The organism is Neoaquamicrobium sediminum (assembly GCF_013240295.1).
Lineage (GTDB): Bacteria > Pseudomonadota > Alphaproteobacteria > Rhizobiales > Rhizobiaceae > Aerobium > Aerobium sediminum.
Window position 1 is genome coordinate 1,157,288 of sequence record NZ_JABETK010000001.1, and the last position, 16,172, is coordinate 1,173,459.

Annotated in this window: 12 protein-coding genes and 3 pseudogenes; 8 read left to right on the forward strand and 7 right to left on the reverse strand. The window is 64.5% G+C overall.

All coding sequences use genetic code 11. The features are described 5' to 3' along the window. Positions 1-5: 5 nt before the first annotated feature. From HK436_RS05500 to HK436_RS05510, 3 genes and pseudogenes are all read left to right on the forward strand, one after another. On the forward strand, positions 6-1,124 hold the full coding sequence (locus tag HK436_RS05500) for a helix-turn-helix transcriptional regulator (protein ID WP_173187943.1): 1,119 nt from the start codon (positions 6-8) through the stop codon (positions 1,122-1,124). Between the two features lie 107 nt (positions 1,125-1,231). Then, a complete protein-coding gene (locus HK436_RS05505) occupies positions 1,232-2,593 on the forward strand; it encodes a cytochrome ubiquinol oxidase subunit I (protein WP_173187944.1) in 1,362 nt (453 codons plus the stop codon). Between the two features lie 2 nt (positions 2,594-2,595). Continuing rightward, positions 2,596-3,599, forward strand: a pseudogene (locus tag HK436_RS05510) (cytochrome d ubiquinol oxidase subunit II). A gap of 16 nt (positions 3,600-3,615) precedes the next feature. Here HK436_RS05510 and HK436_RS05515 read toward each other — a convergent pair. From HK436_RS05515 to HK436_RS05530, 5 genes are all read right to left on the reverse strand, one after another. Then, entirely contained in the window at positions 3,616-5,142 is a 1,527-nt protein-coding gene (locus tag HK436_RS05515) for a DHA2 family efflux MFS transporter permease subunit (protein WP_173187946.1), read from the reverse strand. A gap of 285 nt (positions 5,143-5,427) precedes the next feature. Next, on the reverse strand, positions 5,428-6,189 hold the full coding sequence (locus HK436_RS31145) for an HlyD family secretion protein (protein ID WP_512770945.1): 762 nt from the start codon (positions 6,187-6,189) through the stop codon (positions 5,428-5,430). A gap of 11 nt (positions 6,190-6,200) precedes the next feature. After that, a complete protein-coding gene (locus tag HK436_RS31155) occupies positions 6,201-6,572 on the reverse strand; it encodes an HlyD family secretion protein (RefSeq protein WP_312860501.1) in 372 nt (123 codons plus the stop codon). Next, positions 6,569-7,051, reverse strand: coding sequence for a MarR family winged helix-turn-helix transcriptional regulator (locus HK436_RS05525; protein ID WP_376769129.1), 483 nt, complete (start codon positions 7,049-7,051; stop codon positions 6,569-6,571). Before HK436_RS05525 ends, HK436_RS31155 begins: the two co-directional genes overlap by 4 nt. A 422-nt stretch (positions 7,052-7,473) precedes the next feature. After that, the gene (locus HK436_RS05530) at positions 7,474-10,914 is read right to left on the reverse strand and encodes a DNA methyltransferase (RefSeq protein WP_312860502.1); all 3,441 of its coding nucleotides are present in this window, start codon (positions 10,912-10,914) and stop codon (positions 7,474-7,476) included. Between the two features lie 222 nt (positions 10,915-11,136). On the opposite strand from HK436_RS05530, the pseudogene lepA reads away from it, so the two are divergent. From lepA to HK436_RS05555, 5 genes and pseudogenes are all read left to right on the forward strand, one after another. After that, a pseudogene (gene lepA, locus HK436_RS05535) lies at positions 11,137-12,950 on the forward strand (translation elongation factor 4). 103 nt (positions 12,951-13,053) lie between these two features. Further along, positions 13,054-13,275, forward strand: coding sequence for a hypothetical protein (locus tag HK436_RS05540; protein ID WP_173187950.1), 222 nt, complete (start codon positions 13,054-13,056; stop codon positions 13,273-13,275). 220 nt (positions 13,276-13,495) lie between these two features. Then, complete coding sequence (locus HK436_RS05545) at positions 13,496-13,774, forward strand: DUF1905 domain-containing protein (RefSeq protein ID WP_173187951.1); 279 nt, start codon at positions 13,496-13,498, stop codon at positions 13,772-13,774. Between the two features lie 71 nt (positions 13,775-13,845). After that, a pseudogene (locus HK436_RS05550) lies at positions 13,846-13,962 on the forward strand (hypothetical protein); the annotation flags it as partial. Between the two features lie 447 nt (positions 13,963-14,409). Next, the gene (locus tag HK436_RS05555) at positions 14,410-14,697 is read left to right on the forward strand and encodes a GIY-YIG nuclease family protein (RefSeq protein ID WP_173187952.1); all 288 of its coding nucleotides are present in this window, start codon (positions 14,410-14,412) and stop codon (positions 14,695-14,697) included. 508 nt (positions 14,698-15,205) lie between these two features. On the opposite strand, the gene HK436_RS05560 is transcribed toward HK436_RS05555, so the two are convergent. Beyond that, positions 15,206-15,397, reverse strand: coding sequence for a hypothetical protein (locus HK436_RS05560; protein WP_173187953.1), 192 nt, complete (start codon positions 15,395-15,397; stop codon positions 15,206-15,208). Positions 15,398-15,488: 91 nt separating this feature from the next. Continuing rightward, positions 15,489-16,106, reverse strand: a complete 618-nt coding sequence (locus HK436_RS05565; protein WP_173187954.1) for a hypothetical protein — start codon at positions 16,104-16,106, stop codon at positions 15,489-15,491. Between the last annotated feature and the right edge of the window lie 66 nt (positions 16,107-16,172).

The following is a 16,172-nucleotide window of genomic DNA, read 5'->3' on the forward strand; positions in this document are numbered from 1 at the left end:
GTTTCGTGCGCGCGGATGCGGTACATAGGGCGCTCGACGCCTGTTACGACGCGGTGTCGGAGCCGGAGCTCTGGCAGACCACGCTACACGACCTCGCCTCCTCGCTCGATTCCGCCTGCGCCATGTTCTACCCCAAGGATGTCGGCGAGCGGGCAACGCTCGTGCCTTCATCCGTTCATTATGCCGATCTTCTCGAGGACTATGTCGCCGGCGGCTGGTATGACAATCACTACCGCGCCGAACGCGGCTGGCCGCTACTGGAGACGCATCCGACCGGCGTGCTGATCGAGCACGATCTCGCCACCGACGAGGAGCGCCGCAAGCTCGCCCACTATCATGACTTCTATCTGAAATGGGGTTATCCCGGCTTCGCCGCGATCGGTTTCCGCGTGGAAGGCCAGCACTGGTGCCTGCCCCTGCTGCGATCCAGCAGCCAGGGGCACTTCTCCTACGAGGAAGCGCATCTGTTCGCACGGCTCGGGCCGGATCTGCGCCGGATGATGCACCTCAGCGAGCAGTTCGCGCAGGCGCGCGCGGCGACCGGCGTCGAGGCGCTTGCGCATATCGGCCGCGCCGCCATGCTGCTCGACTGGCAGGGCCGCGCTATCGAAATCAATGCGCGCGCGGAAAGCCTTCTGGCTGCCGCATCGGACGCGATCGTCATCCGCGACGGGCGGCCACGCGCGGTGCATGCGGCCAGCGACCGGCAGTTGCAGTCGTTGCTCGCAGGCGCCGGCAGCAACGGCCACCGCCGCCAGCGTGCGGCCGAGGCGTTGCCTGTACGCATCGAGCGCCCCGCCGGGCTGCCCCTGATCGCGGAGCTCGTCTCCGTGCGCGGGCTCGTCGCACCCGTCTCCATGCGGGCCTTTGCCATCCTGCTCCTCAGCGACCCGCACGAGCGGCCGCTCGCTGACACCGAGCGTTTGCGGCAGGCTCTGGGGCTTACGCCCGCCGAAGCGCTTTTGGCGGGTGCCATGGCGGAGGGCCGGAGCCTCGAAAGCTGCGCCGACCAGCTCGGCATCGCGATCGGCACAGCGCGCCAGAGGCTCAAGGCGATCTTCGCCAAGACCGGCACCCACCGCCAGGGCGAACTGGTCGCGCTGCTCAGCCGCCTGCTGCGCTAAGCTGCCGCACCGCGACACTCCGCCCCTGCGACAGGCGGCACCTTTGACCCGCCCGCCGCTACGCCCTAACGTTGCAAGCGGGAGCCAAATGGAGCCGGAAGCCGGTCATGGACGCGCTTATTCTTTCCCGCCTGCAGTTTGCTGCGAACATCTCGTTCCACATTCTCTTTCCGACGATCACCATCGCGCTGGGCTGGGTGCTGCTGTTCTTCAAGCTGCGCTACAACGCGACCGGCGACTCGGCCTGGATGCGCGCCTATTTCTTCTGGGTGAAGGTGTTCGCGCTGTCCTTCGCGCTCGGCGTCGTCTCGGGCGTCACCATGAGCTTCCAGTTCGGCACCAACTGGCCGGGCTTCATGGAGAAGGTCGGCAACATCGCCGGGCCGCTGCTCGCCTACGAAGTGCTCACCGCCTTCTTCCTGGAGGCCGTGTTCCTCGGCATCATGCTGTTCGGCTTCCGCCGCGTGTCGAACCGGGTTCACACGCTCGCGACCTTCCTCGTCGCCTTCGGCACGACGCTTTCGGCGTTCTGGATCCTGGCGCTCAACTCGTGGATGCAGACCCCGGCCGGCTTCGAGATGCGCGACGGCGTCGCCTTCCCCGTCGACTGGTGGGCGATCGTCTTCAACCCGTCCTTCCCCTACCGCCTCGTCCATATGCTGCTGGCTTCCGGCCTGACGGTCGCCTTCCTCGTCGCCGGCCTGTCGGCCCTGCGGTTCCTGGCAGGCGACCGCGCCGAATCGATGTGGAAGGCGCTGCGCACCGGCGTCTTCATGGGTGCGGCACTCATTCCAGTGCAAATCTTCGTCGGCGACATGCACGGCCTCAACACGCTGGAGCACCAGCCGCAGAAGGTCGCCGCCATGGAGGCCAACTGGGAGACGCGGGGCAACGTGCCGCTTGTGCTGTTCGCATGGCCTGACGAAAAGGCCCGCGAAAACCGGTTCGAGATCGCCGTGCCCAATGGAGCCAGCCTGATCCTCAGGCACTCGCTCGACGGCATTGTGCCCGGCCTCAACGACTATGTCGGCGAGCATCCTCCGGTCGCGCCGGTGTTCTGGGGCTTCCGCATCATGGTCGGCGTGGGGCTCGCCATGCTGGCGCTGTCCTGGGCGACCTCGTGGTTCCTGTGGCGGCGCGGGGCGATGCCGAAGCTGCTCGCCTATGCCTACGCGCCGATGGCCTTTTCAGGCTGGGTCGCCACGCTCGCCGGCTGGTACACGACCGAGATCGGCCGCCAGCCATGGCTGGTGACCGGCGTGCTGCGCACCGAAGAAGCGGTCGGCCCGGTCGCCGCCTCCAATGTCGGCTTCACGCTCGCCATCTACGTAGTGCTCTACATCGTGCTGATGATCGTCTATCTCGGCGTGCTCACCCACCTGGCGCTCAAGGCAGCCAAGGACGGCGACCAGTCCCCGATGCCCGGCGTCGAAGACCGCGCCCTGGCCCAACCGATGGCGGGAGAATGACCATGACCCTCGACTGGCCCACTCTTCTCCCTCTCATCTTCGCCGGACTGATGGGTCTGGCGATCCTGGTCTATGTCGTGCTCGACGGGTTCGACCTCGGTATCGGCATCCTGTTCGCCGCATCCGACGCGCACGAGAAGGACACGATGATCGCCGCGATCGGCCCGTTCTGGGACGCCAACGAGACCTGGCTGGTGCTCGCCGTCGGCCTGCTGCTGGTGGCCTTTCCCGTCGCCCACGGCGTCATCCTCACCGCGCTCTACATCCCCGTCTTCGTGCTGCTCGTCGGGCTGATCCTGCGCGGCGTCGCCTTCGACTTCCGCGCCAAGGTGCCGGTCCACCGCAAGAAGCGCTGGGACGCGCTGTTCTGCATCGGTTCGCTCGCCGCCTCGCTGGCGCAGGGCTACATGCTCGGCGTCTATGTGCTGGGGCTGGAAACCGGCCTGCCGGCCATCGGCTTCGGCCTGCTCGTGGCGCTGTGCCTTGCGGCTTCCTACGCGGCGATGGGTGCCGCGTGGCTCATCTACAAGACGGAGGGCGACCTGCAGCGCAAGGCCGTGCGCTTCCTGCGCTCCGCGCTGGTCTTCACCGCCGTCGGCATGGTCGCCGTCTCGCTGGCGACGCCGTTTGCGAGCCCACGTATCTTCGAGAAGTGGTTCACCTGGCCCGAGATCGCCCTTCTGGCGCCGCTGCCGATCGTCACGGGCGCGGCCTTCCTCGGCCTGTGGCTGCTCACCTTCCGCATGCCCGCGCCGGGCGACCGCCACGCCATCACGCCGTTCCTAACGCTGGCGGCGATCTTCGCGCTCGGCTTCGCGGGGCTGGCCTATTCCTTCTATCCCTATGTGGTACCCGATCGGCTCACCATCTGGGAGGCGCGGCCGCGACCGAAAGCCTCGCCATCATCCTCGCCGGCACGGCGGTCGTGCTGCCGGTGATGATCGGCGCGTCCTTCTACGTCTACCGCGTCTTCAGCGGAAAGGCCGGCGACCTCAGCTACGACTGAGGCGCCGCTCGCCGCCTCAATCCATGTGGGCTGCCGCCGGCGCGCCGGCTGCGGCCATCTTCGGCTTCCTGAGCAGCAGCGCCAGCGGTATCGCGCACAGCGTCACGATCATCATCAGCTTGAAGTCGTCGATGTAGGAGATCATCAGCGCCTGCTGGTTGACGAGCTGGTCGAGCTGGCTCAGCGTCGAAACGTTGCCCGCAGCCGCGCCGGGCATGGCCGCGGCAAGGCTCTGGTTGAACGGCGTCAGCCCCGCGGACAGCTCGGCGTGGTTGACCTGCACGTTGCGCGTCAGAAGCACGGTGACGATCGAGATGCCGATCGACGAGCCGATATTACGCACCAGGTTGAACAGGCTTGCCGCGTCCGTGCGGAAGCGCGGGTCGAGCGTGGCGAAGGCCACCGTCGAGAGCGGCACGAAGACGAGGCCGAGGCCGAGCCCCTGCACGACGCCCGAGACGATGATCAGGTGATCGTCCATCTGCGGCGAGAAACCCGTCATCATGTGCAGAGACCACGCCGTCAGCGACAGGCCGGCGACGACGAGCACGCGCGCGTCGACCACCTGCACCAGCCGCCCGACGAGCAGCATGGAGATCATCGTGCCGACGCCGCGCGGCGCCATCACGAGGCCGGTGAGCGTGGTCGAATGGTTGAAGAGCCGCGACAGCATCGGCGGCAGCAGCGCAAGGCTCGCCAGCAGGATCACGCCGATCACGAAGATGAAGACGAGGCCGGTCACGAAATTGCGGTCGGCGAAGATCCGCGCGTCGATGAAGGTGTCCTTGCCGGTCATCAGGTGCACGGCGAAGATCCAGAAACCGGTGATCGCCAGCCCAAGCTCGAGCCAGATTTCTACGGCCGAGAACCAGTCGACCTCCGCGCCGCGGTCGAGCATGAGCTGCAGTGCGCCCACGCCCAGCGACAGCATGGCGAAGCCGAAGAAGTCGAAGCCGCGCAGGCGCACGCCGGCCCTCGGCAGGAAGGCGGCCGAGCCGAGGAAGGCGAGGATGCCGACCGGCAGGTTGATGAAGAACACCCAGCGCCAGCTCGCGAACTCGGTCAGCCAGCCGCCGAGCGTCGGTCCGATGATCGGGCCGACCATGATGCCCGCGCCCCAGATCGCCATCGCCTGGCCGTGCTTTTCCTTCGGGTTGATGTCGAGCAGGAAGGTTTGCGACAGCGGCACGATCGACGCGCCGAACAGGCCCTGCATGACGCGGAAGGCGACCATGCTTTCCAGGCTCCACGCCAGCCCGCACAGCATCGAGAAGATGGTGAAGCCGGCGATGGTCACCAGGAAAAGCTCGCGCCGGCCGAACCGGTCGGCAAGCCAGCCCGTCACCGGCGTCATGATGGCGGCGGCGACGATGTAGGAGGTCAGCACCCAGTTGATCGTGTCCTGCGACGCGCCCAGGTCGCCCGTCATCGTCGGCAGGGCGACATTCGCGATCGTGGTGTCGAGCACCTGCATGATCGTCGCCAGCATGATCGAAACTGTGATCAGGCCGCGATGCGGGTAGTCGGTATCGGTTTTGCTCATTTGGTTAACTCTGAAGGTAGCGTCCTACGTTGCCCCCTCTGTCCTGCCGGACATCTCCCCCACACGGGGGAGATCGGCAGCTTGGCGCTCACCGCTCTTCCTGCGACGTCGGCGATTGGCGAAAGCCAGGCGGCCGGCTGATCTCCCCCCGTGTGGGGAGATGTCCGGCAGGACAGAGGGGGCGACATAGAGTGCGGCCTTCGCTTATCCGTTCCTCCGCGCCAGATGCTGATGCCCGCGGCACGGTAACGGGCTTCGGGTGGGCCGAAGAGGGCCGCACGGTGCCTACTGTGCCGCTTCGGCTGTGGCCCCGAACAACCCCGCAAAAGCCGGCAGGCCGCGCGCATGGCCGGTGTCGACCGATACCACCGCGCTCATGCCGGTGCGCAGCAGCGCCTGTGCGTCCGGGTCTTCCACCTTCAGCCGCACCGGGATGCGCTGGGTGACCTTCACCCAGTTGCCGGTCGCGTTCTGGGCCGGCAGCACGGAGAATTCCGCGCCCGTGCCCGCGCCGATGCTTTCGATGGTCGCGGTCAGCGGCCGGTCCGGAAACGTGTCCAGCGTCACCTCCGCCGTCTGGCCGACGCGCATGTTGGTGAGCTGCGTTTCCTTGAAGTTCGCCTCCACCCAGCTATCGCCGGTTTCCACCAGCGAGAACAGCGGCGAGCCCGCCGACACATACTGCCCCTCCTTGAAGGAGGATGCCTGCGCGACGACGCCGTCGACCGGCGCGCGCACCGTGGTCTGCGCGAGCTGATAGGCTGCCTTGTCGCGCGCGGCCAGCGCCGCCTGCACTGTCGGATGCTCGTCCGTTTCGATACCGGCGTTTCCGCCCAGCGCGGCCAGCGCCCCGGAAACCGCCTCGCGGGCGGCCTGGAGCTGGTCCCGCGCCTGCGCAAGCGCGCGGCCGGCCTGGTCGAGCGACGATTTCGTGCTCACGCCGCGCTTTTCCAACGCCTGCTGACGGTCGAATTCGGACTGGAGGTAGGTCACGTTGTTTTCGGCGTTGTGCTGCTGCGCCACCGCCTGGCTATGGGCCGCGCGCAACTGGCCGACATTCAGCCGGGCGCCTCTTCGAGCGCGGCATCGGCCTGCGCGAGCGCGATCCGGTACGGCTCGGGATCGACCACGAACAGCACGTCGCCGGCCTTCACCTGCGCGCTGTCGGCCACGTCGACCTCGACGATGCGGCCTGCGGTGTCCGCCGCGACCGTAATCCGGGCCTGCCGCAGATTGGCGTTGTCCGTTTCCTGATAGCGTCCGCCCGTCGCCCAGACATAGGCGCCGCCGGCCACCAGCAGCAGCGGCACCGCCAGCATCAGCGCATAGCGCCCGCCGCGCCGCTTCTTCTTCGCGGGCCTTGCGGCCTCCTGCGGCTCCGGCGGCTGCGCGCCGGCTTCTTCCTCTTCGATCTTGGTCATCGCATTCATGCTACGTCTTCCTTCGCGACGGTCGTCTTGCAGCCCTCCGCGGCGCAGTCGTCGTCGGAGAGGTTTGAAATCAGGGTTCTGAGGCCACCGACGAGCGCCGCGCGATCGGCGGGCGAAATTCCGGTCAGTGCCTCCTCGTAGATCTCGTTTGCCACGCTCTTCACCTCGGCGAAGGCGCGGCGGCTCTTCTCGGTGGCAAACACCGTGCGCACGCGCCGGTCCGCCGGGTCCGGCCGGCGCTCGATCCAGCCGGCCTCCTCCATGCGATCGAGCAGCCGCGAAACGCTGATCGGTTCGATCTCCAGAAACGTCGCAAGCCGCGCCTGCGGCACGCCCTCGGCCTTCACGAGGCGCACGAGCAGACGCCATTGCGCCGCCGACAGGCCGTGATCGGCCGCCCGCACCTCAAACCGCCGCCGCATCACGCGCGCTGCGTCGTGGATGAGAAAACCCAGCCCTTCGGTGTGTCCATTTTTCATAAGGCACATATATTATAAGCACGCTTACAAACAAGTGCCCAAAGGCGGCAATCATGTCGCACCCTGTCGCGTAGCGGGTCAGTTTCCCATGAGCGATACCGGCCGCAGTGCGCGCGCCCAGAACGTGGTGGATGATCGAAATCCGCCGCTGGCGATTTCTTATTCGCGTCGAGGCTAGGGCCGCCCACGCAAATCCCGAGTGCAAGGCACTCCTCACCCCTTGACCACAAAGGAGCAAGGAGGCCTTGAGGTGCCACCGTTCTTCACAGGATTTGTACCGAGCGCTGCGGTTCTGAAACCGACTGCGGGGGTCCGAATGACGGGCGAGACAAGCAGCTCGCCCCCGCAAGGGTGGGGTTGCCGCCTGCCCCGTGCTCCCGACCTCGCGGGAATCCGAGAGCCGGCCAGACACGCGGTTCACACTATTGGCCGCGTTCAGCGCACCTCAACTCTACCCTCACGCCGCCCGTCGCGCCGCAAATCGGCCGTCGGGCAGGGCGGTGACACGACCGTAGCGCGCAAGCGTGACGAGAACCTGCCCGACGCGCGCCTCGATGCGCTTGCCGCCGCCCTTGAACGCACGCGCGATCGCGCTTGCATCCATCGCGCCGCCCCCCGGCGGCCAGCAGCGCCTCGATGGCAAGCGGCTGTTCGTGGCGGTCCTTCGGAAAGACCGGCTTGCCCGCGTCCAGCGCCACCACCGTCTCGCCGAGATCGAGTTCGCCGGTCCTTGCCTTCGCGCCCTTGGCGAAACGCGGCACCTGATAGTCCGGCCGCAGCCAGCGCACATGGCCTTCGGCTTCTTCGCGCGCGCGCTCGGCATTCAGCGCCACCAGCCGCTCCAGAATCTGCTCGTCGGACAGGTTCTCCGGCCAGTCATAGGCCTGCGCCGTCAGGCGGTCGATGGTCTCGTGCAGCTCCTTGAGGATCAGCACCAGCCCGCGCTCCTTCACATCTTCGTCCTTGTCGGCGAGCGCGGCGCCCGCCTTCACCTTCTCCAGTACATTGTAGAGCCCCGTCAGCGTGAGATCGGGATGATCGGCCAGCACCTTCTTGCGCAGCGCATCCAGCTCCTCGCCGGCGGCACGAAGTTGCTGGCGGATATCGTCCGATGGGTCGGGGAACGGGAATTTCCCGAAGCATTCAGAATGGTTGTAGTTGGAGTCATTCCCGATGCCGAGCCAAGCGCCGGTGCGTTTGGCCCATTCGATGTGAACGCGAGAGCTAACTAGGGCTAACGTTGCCGCTTCGGAAGTCGCTATGGCGACGATCTTTGCATCGCTCAACATGTCTTTGTCGGCAAAACTGAATAATCTGTGCTTCGCCGTGCGGCATGTCACCACGTATCGATCCAAATGTCGGAGTGCCTCCCGCATCCGAGCACGAGGTTCTGCATATACCCAATATTTTTCTCGGTAAGCGGCACGACTCTTGACCTTGCGTTCTTGCTTAACTCTCTCAAGAACAACTTGAAATAAGCGCGGATGGAGAAGGCGCGCCTCTTCCTCATTCAAGCCGAAGAAGTCGATGATGAACCGCTCTAAGGGAGTCTGCACCAGGTCGCGTCCGATCAAATACTTTCGGATCACAGTCGGAAGATTGCCTGGATCGTATCCGAGTTGAGTAACCTCACTTCGCGTCAGCCTGAAACCTTCGCCGAGAGGGGTTACACCTTGGTGTGCCAGATCAATGTTGGCCGCCAGATATGCCGAATTTATTGTGTTAGGTCCGGCGCTCAGGTCAGCAGATATCGCTCCTGTTTCCTTACTGTACTCGATTGTTGGAGCGTCACTGTCCAAGTTTGATGCGCGTTCGACAGTCATTAGCTGACCATCGACAGTACCCTTTTCAACTACGGTCATCGCAATTCGCACAGCCGCTGATGATCGATCTGATCGTGTCCAAGGGTGGTCTGATATGGCGAATATGATCGACACCGGTGCCTTAGCACCCAAATTCGCTTGAATTACCCTTCGGTTATAATTCTGCGTGATCGAGTTGGTCGTCACCAAGCCGCTGCGACGAACCTTGCCATCAGCTACGGCGGCCGTTGCTACTTGCCACCAGTACATCACGAAATCTACACTCTCGGGCACCTTAGAATAGGTGGAACGAAGAGTCTCGACATAGGCGTCACTTAGAAGCTCCCTCATCCGCTTGTTGCCGATAAACGGCGGGTTGCCGACGATGAACTCCGCCTCCGACCAGTCGGGCCGGCGCGCGTTCGGGTAGGTCTCGACGCGCTTGCCATCCTGTTCAACGATCGTCGGCACCGGATAGCCATCCCATGTCAGCACCGCGTCATAGCCTTCGCGGCGGCCGAAATTGATGTTCCGGAACGCTTTCAGGATCGGCTCGGACGGGTGCCCGTCGCGCGTGCGGTAGTGCTGCTGCAGATAGCCGATCCAGACGACCAGCTCGGCGATGGCAGCCGCGCGGGGGTTCAGCTCCAGCCCGAGGAACTGGTGCGGGTCGACCGCCTCGCGCTCGAGGCCCAGCGACTCGGACACGCCGAGCCGCGCCAGCGTTTCCAGCACCTCGCCTTCGAGCTTCTTCATCAGTTCGAGCGCCACATAGAGGAAGTTGCCCGTGCCGCACGCCGGATCGAGCACGCGCGTGGTGCAGAGCTGATGGTGGTAGCCGCGCACGATGGCGACCGCCTTGTCCTCGTCGCCGCTCTCCTTGGCATCCTCCGCCTTGGTCAGCGCCTTCTGCCAGTCGGCGCGCAACGGCTCCATCACCGTCACCTCCACCAGGCGCTGGACATAGGCGCGCGGCGTATAGTGCGCGCCGAGCTTGCGGCGCTCGCCCGGTTCCAGCGCCTGTTCCAGCAGCGTGCCGAAGATTGCCGGGTCGACATCGGTCCATTTCGCCTTCGCCGCCTCGAGCAGTTCGCCGATCTCCTCGCGGCCGAGCGGGAAGGCGCGCGCGTCCTTGAACAGATTACCGTTGAAGTGCCGCAGCCGCTCCTTGAAGGCCGAAAAGAAGCGTTTGTCCTGCGCCGGCTCGTCCATCTTCGCCCACAATTCCTCGATCATCGGCAGGAAGGCGGAGGGCGAGGCGACGCAGTCGGACAGAAGCTCGGTGAACTTGCCTTTCGGCAGGAGGTCGACGTCCTCGGCAAACATCGTGAAGATGCACCGCATCAGGAAATGCGCGACCTCTTCGGGCGGGTGTTTTGCCTCCAGCGCCTTGCTCACCTCTGCCAGCCGCTTGGCGATCGCGCGCGTGACGCGCGCCGATTCCCGTGCCGGGTCCAGGCTCGTGGGATCGGTCCAGATGCGCGCCAGCAGCGCGCGCACCTCCTCCCTGCGCAGATCCTCCATGTAGATGCGGAAGCCCTTGCGGTCGGGGAACTGACCGTAAGCGCGGCCGGTACCGGTGAAATCGGCGAAGATTTCAAAGGCGTGGCCGACATCGCCGGTGATGATGAAGGGCGGCGCGGGATGATCCGGATCCAGCAGGAAGACGTAGTCCTCCGCCTGCCGCCGCGCGTTCTGCATCATCACATCCCAGCCGCGCGCGATCGAGCGGCGGCCCAGCCTTTCCGGCTCGTCGGGCAGCATGGTCAGCTGCCCCGGCAGCGCGTTCTTGCCGCCCGGCAGCCGCGACTGCTTGGCTTCCAGGATGAAGCAACCCTTCTTGTAGAGGTCGATGCGCCGCGACGAGGCTATCTCGTCGCTCTCGCGCCTGCGCACGGCGCGCTCGAACACGTAGTCGTTCTGCGCGCGCTCCGCGCCCGCCGGCTCCGGCCGCGGCACGCCGATCACGTCGCAGAACTCGCTCAGGAACATCTGGTAGTTGGCCCGCTCCGCGCCGCCCTCTCGCGACGTCCAGCGGGCGATGAACGCCTCGATATCCATCCGCCCCCTCCCAAGGCCGGCGCGCACGCGGTCGCTGCCGGCGGGCAAGGCCCGCCGGCGCCGTCGCGACGCCGGTTGCATAGTTTGGATGGAATTATCTTAGGTTGTGTTTACTGGCGATGCAACCACTGCATGCAATGACGTGAATCTCCGCCGGCCCCGCCGCGCCCGTCGCCGCCGAAATCCCTTCCCGTCCCGGCCTTCGCCTGCTAAAGGCGCGCCATGACCAAGACGCCGCTCTCCCACATCCGCAATTTCTCCATCGTCGCGCATATCGACCATGGCAAGTCCACGCTCGCCGACCGGCTCATCCAGGCGACCGGCTCGCTCGAAGACCGCGAGATGAAGGACCAGGTGCTCGACGCCATGGACATCGAGCGCGAGCGCGGCATCACCATCAAGGCCAACACCGTGCGCCTCGAATACGACGCGCAGAACGGCGAGCACTATGTGCTCAACCTCATCGACACGCCCGGCCATGTCGATTTCGCCTACGAGGTCTCGCGCTCCTTGCGCGCCTGCGAGGGCTCGCTGCTCGTCGTAGACGCCTCACAGGGCGTGGAGGCCCAGACGCTGGCCAACGTCTACCAGGCCATCGACGCTGACCACGAGATCGTCGTCGTCCTCAACAAGATCGACCTGCCCGCCGCCGAGCCAGACCGTATCAAGGAGCAGGTGGAGGAGGTGATCGGTCTCGACGCCTCCGAAGCGCTCATGATCTCGGCCAAGACCGGCATCGGCATCGCCGAGGTGCTGGAGGCGATCGTCCACAAGCTGCCCGCGCCGAAGGGCGGCGACCGCGACGACGCCCCCTAAAGGCGATGCTGGTCGATAGCTGGTACGACGCCTATCTCGGCGTCATCGTGCTGGTGCGCGTCATTGACGGCACGCTGAAGAAGGGCCAGCAGGTGCGCATGATGGGCACCGGCGCGAAATACGGCATCGACCGCGTCGGCGTCATCACGCCCAAGATGGTCATGGTCGACGAACTCGGCCCCGGCGAGATCGGCTTCATCACTGCTTCCATCAAGGAGGTGGCCGACACCCGCGTCGGCGACACCATCACCGAGGACAAGCGCCCCACGGCCGCGCCCCTGCCCGGCTTCAAGCCGGCGCAGCCCGTCGTCTTCTGCGGCCTGTTCCCGGTCGACGCCGCCGATTTCGAGGATCTTCGCGCCGCCATGGGCAAGCTGCGCCTCAACGACGCCTCGTTCTCCTTCGAAATGGAGACCTCGGCCGCGCTCGGCTTCGGCTTCCGCTGCGGCTTCCTCGGCCTGCTCCATCTCGAGATCATCCAGGAGCGGCTAGAGCGCGAGTTCGACCTCGACCTGATCGCCACCGCGCCTTCGGTCGTCTACCGCCTCAACATGACCGACGGAAAGCAGATCGAGCTGCACAACCCGGCCGACATGCCCGACGTGGTCAAGATCGACACGATCGAGGAGCCGTGGATCCGCGCCACCATCATGACGCCGGACGACTATCTCGGCGCGATCCTCAAGCTCTGCCAGGAGCGGCGCGGCGTGCAGGTCGACCTCTCCTATGTCGGCAAGCGCGCCATGGCCACCTACGACCTGCCGCTCAACGAGGTGGTGTTCGATTTCTACGACCGGCTGAAGTCGATCTCCAAGGGCTACGCCTCGTTCGACTACCAGCTCACCGACTATCGCGAGGGCGACCTCGTCAAGATGTCGATCCTCGTCAACGACGAGCCGGTCGACGCGCTCTCCATGCTGGTCCACCGCTCGGCGGCGGAAAAGCGCGGCCGCGCCATGTGCGAGAAGCTCAAGGACCTGATCCCCAAGCACATGTTCAAGATCCCGATCCAGGCGGCCATCGGCGGCAAGGTGATCGCCCGCGAGACCATCTCGGCACTGCGCAAGGACGTCACCGCCAAGTGCTACGGCGGCGACGTCACCCGCAAGCGCAAGCTCCTCGAAAAGCAGAAAGAGGGCAAGAAGCGCATGCGCCAGTTCGGCAAGGTGGAAATCCCGCAGGCAGCGTTCATCGAAGCGCTGAAGATGTCCGACAACTGACCCGCCGTTCCTCGCCCCACGCAGTGGGAGAGGTGGCACGCGAAGCGTGACGGAGAGGGGAGCGCGTGAAGAGGAACGGGCGCTGCCGGCAGAGAGAGGCGGCATGATCATACTGCTCGGCGCCATGGTTGTCGGCCTCGCGGTCGCGCTCGCGCCCGTGTGGCCCTATTCGCGGGGCCGGTCGTGGTGGCCCGCTTTTATCCTGCTGGCAATTCTGATCTTGGTAGCCGGGCTGCTGGCCATAGAGCGTATCGAGGCGGCCGATGACGTTCAGGGGGCCGCGCTCGATGCTGTAAGAAGCGGCGCTCCGGAGCGGCTCGCATAGGCACGAGATCCGGATGGCCGGGTTCGTCACGCCCGACCATCCGCGAAAGGAGCCATAGGTCTGCAGATTGACCTCGGCGTTGTCTCACATGTCAGGGCGCGAACCGGTGACTGGCCTCAGTGGCCTTGCAAACTTCCCAGTTGCGCAAATTAATGCGGTGCCGTGTCGAAATCACCGATGGTCATGCGTCATTGATATGAAACCATCCTGGAGAACGACGATGCAACGACCACTCGACAAATCCTTCGATGCCGCGATTCAGAAGAGCCCCGCGAAGGGCGGCTGGACCTATGTGGTCTGGCCCGGTTCCGCAGATTTCTTCGGAACACGAGGCTTGGTGAAGGTGCGGGCGACCGCCGATGGCGTACCCTTCCAGAGCTCCTTCATGGCTCTCGGCGACGGCACCCACAAGCTGCCGATCAAGGCCGACCTGCTCAATTCCATCGGCAAGCAATCGGGCGACACCGTCACCATCAAGCTGGCGGAGCGGCTGAACTAACGCCACTCCGGCTGCACGATCTGGATCGCCTTGAGGTTTCGCGACTAGCACCCGGAAAAGTGCGCCGCTGGCGCAAGCGCAAGCTCCTCGAAAAGCAGAAAGAGGGCAAAAAGCGCATGCGCCAGTTCGGCACGGTGGAGATCCCGCAGGCAGCCTTCATCGAGGCGCTGAAGATGTCCGACAACTGACCCGCTGTTCCTCGCCCCCACGCAGTGGGGAGAGGTGGCACGCGAAGCGTGACGGAGAGGGGGTGGCCCTCTCCACCTCGTCATCCTCGGGCTGAGAAGCGCCGCCCGCTCCTGATCGTCACTCTCGGAGTGAAAAGCGCGACCCTATCCCCTTCGTCATCCTCTGGCTGAGCGGGAGCGAAGCGACTGCGCAGACCCGAGGATCCATGCCTGACCCTCTCCACCTCTCGACGTTCCCATCACACGCCTGATCCTGACACGCCGGCCTGAACCCCGTCGTTCCGGCATGGATGCTCGGGTTTGCCCTTCGGGCGTTCGTTCGCTCGGAAAGCCAAATCGTTGGCTTTCAGTCTGCTTTGCAGACCGCTCCTCACCCCGAGCATGACGAAGGTGAGTGAACACCGATCCCCACATGACGAACGCCCACCGCTCCGCTACGCTTCCGCCATGACCGGCTATGTCTACATGACCGCGAGCCAGAAGCGCGGCACAATCTATATCGGCGTCACCAACTCGCTTTGCCGCCGCATGCCGGAACACAAATCCGGCGAGGGCTCGCGCTTCACTTCACGCTACGCCGTCACCCGGCTGGTCTGGTACGAAGAACATTTCGACATGCGCGACGCCATCCAGCGCGAAAAGTCACTCAAACGCTGGCCGAGGCAGTGGAAGATCGAGCTGATCGAGAAAACCAACCCGGACTGGAACGAACTTTTCATCGGAACGGGCTGGTAGCGACCGCACCGCTTCGCCGACCCACCCCGAAGACGCCGCCCGCCCCTCAACTTCGTCATCCTCGGGCTTGACCCGAGAATCCATGCCGGAACGTGGCCGTCGCGTCAGCGGTCCCATACTGTCGCGAACATCCGCCGCCATATCCTGTGCCGCCGGCCCGCCCCGCCGGTCAGGCATGGATCCCAGGGTCTCCGCGACGGCCTCCGGCCTGCTCCGCCCTGGGATGACGAAAGCATGGCGGCCACGACATCCGCGAGCTGTGCCCTCCATCAGCAAACGTCACCGTTCCACCTCACCACCAAGCGAAAGGCGCTCCCCCTCTCACCTCGTCATCCTCGGGCGGAGCAGAAGCGAAGCGAACTGCGCAGACCCAAGGATCCATGCCGGAACGCTCCTGTCACTGCAGCGATGCCATGCTGGCCATCCGCAACCACATCATACACCCGTCAGAAAGACGTCCGCCCCAAGGAAGATAGGGGGCGACCAGTGGTCGCCCCCTCCATGTTTCTCACGCTGATGGAAAATCAGGCGGAAGCTGCTTGGCCGGCGGGATATCCGGGAATTTGCGTCCCTTCATCACGTCTGCGATGCGGCCCTGATTGATCTGAAAATACGACGCAATGCGTGCATAATTGTAATTCAGATCACGAGCCAGCTTGATTACCGGAACCATGTCCGGCGTCACTTTTCGGTCGTTCATTTACCTTCCTTTCGAAGGCATAACCGATCAGCGGTTGACGAGATTCGATAAATGAATCATAGTCAAATCAGACAATTGGCCGCTGAAACGGTCATTTTGTTGAACTGCGGTTGTTGCTGCGGTTTTGAAAGGCGACCCAAGTTTTCACTTGAGCCGCCACGGTAGTAGCTAAGCTATTATCATGTACCACCTCCCGGACCGGCTTCACGGCCTTTCGCTGGAGCTTCGAACAAGCCTGCTGACGTTCCGGCCAAGGAATTTTCGTCAGCGGGCTTTTCTTTCGACGGAAGGCTAAACAAGCCAGTCTCCGTATCCTTTTGAATTGCCTTCTCCGTGCGCCACATACGCGACGGAACAGTATTCGCAGATGACCCCATTTCATAATTGTAGCGCTGCGCCACGTACTCCCGATCTGGCGAGGTGCGAGCCCTGGCAGGCCGCGCTGCCTTGCATCCATTAGAGCCTCGAAAACTAAATTCCTGATAGTAGGGAGTTCTTCAGGCTTCTTTTGTGCCGGGCGGGGGAACTTTGCTCGCTTCGGAGCAGAAGTTGATGCCGGAGCCTTTGCTTTGCCGGTCAGGCGGAGGAAGACGCCCTTGGCAATCGTCAACTCATCCAGCTCCTTCTCAACGGCGTCGATGCTCTCCCGGAGACGGGTAAGCTCAGCCTTTAATTCAGCCTCTCGAATCGTGATCAGATCGATATTCATTACCTCTCATAGGAAATGGTGGCTTTACGGTCAACCCTTGAGAGGGCTCTCACAGCCCTCTCCATG

Coding starts and splice junctions, on each gene's coding strand:
- HK436_RS05505 (WP_173187944.1), top strand. CDS start 1,232: ATGGACGCGCTTATTCTTTCCCGCCTGCAGTTTGCTGCGAACATCTCG.
- HK436_RS05515 (WP_173187946.1), bottom strand. CDS start 5,142: ATGAGCAAAACCGATACCGACTACCCGCATCGCGGCCTGATCACAGTT.
- HK436_RS31155 (WP_312860501.1), bottom strand. CDS start 6,572: ATGAATGCGATGACCAAGATCGAAGAGGAAGAAGCCGGCGCGCAGCCG.
- HK436_RS05525 (WP_376769129.1), bottom strand. CDS start 7,051: ATGAAAAATGGACACACCGAAGGGCTGGGTTTTCTCATCCACGACGCA.
- HK436_RS05530 (WP_312860502.1), bottom strand. CDS start 10,914: ATGGATATCGAGGCGTTCATCGCCCGCTGGACGTCGCGAGAGGGCGGC.
- HK436_RS05540 (WP_173187950.1), top strand. CDS start 13,054: ATGATCATACTGCTCGGCGCCATGGTTGTCGGCCTCGCGGTCGCGCTC.
- HK436_RS05545 (WP_173187951.1), top strand. CDS start 13,496: ATGCAACGACCACTCGACAAATCCTTCGATGCCGCGATTCAGAAGAGC.
- HK436_RS05555 (WP_173187952.1), top strand. CDS start 14,410: ATGACCGGCTATGTCTACATGACCGCGAGCCAGAAGCGCGGCACAATC.
- HK436_RS05560 (WP_173187953.1), bottom strand. CDS start 15,397: ATGAACGACCGAAAAGTGACGCCGGACATGGTTCCGGTAATCAAGCTG.
- HK436_RS05565 (WP_173187954.1), bottom strand. CDS start 16,106: ATGAATATCGATCTGATCACGATTCGAGAGGCTGAATTAAAGGCTGAG.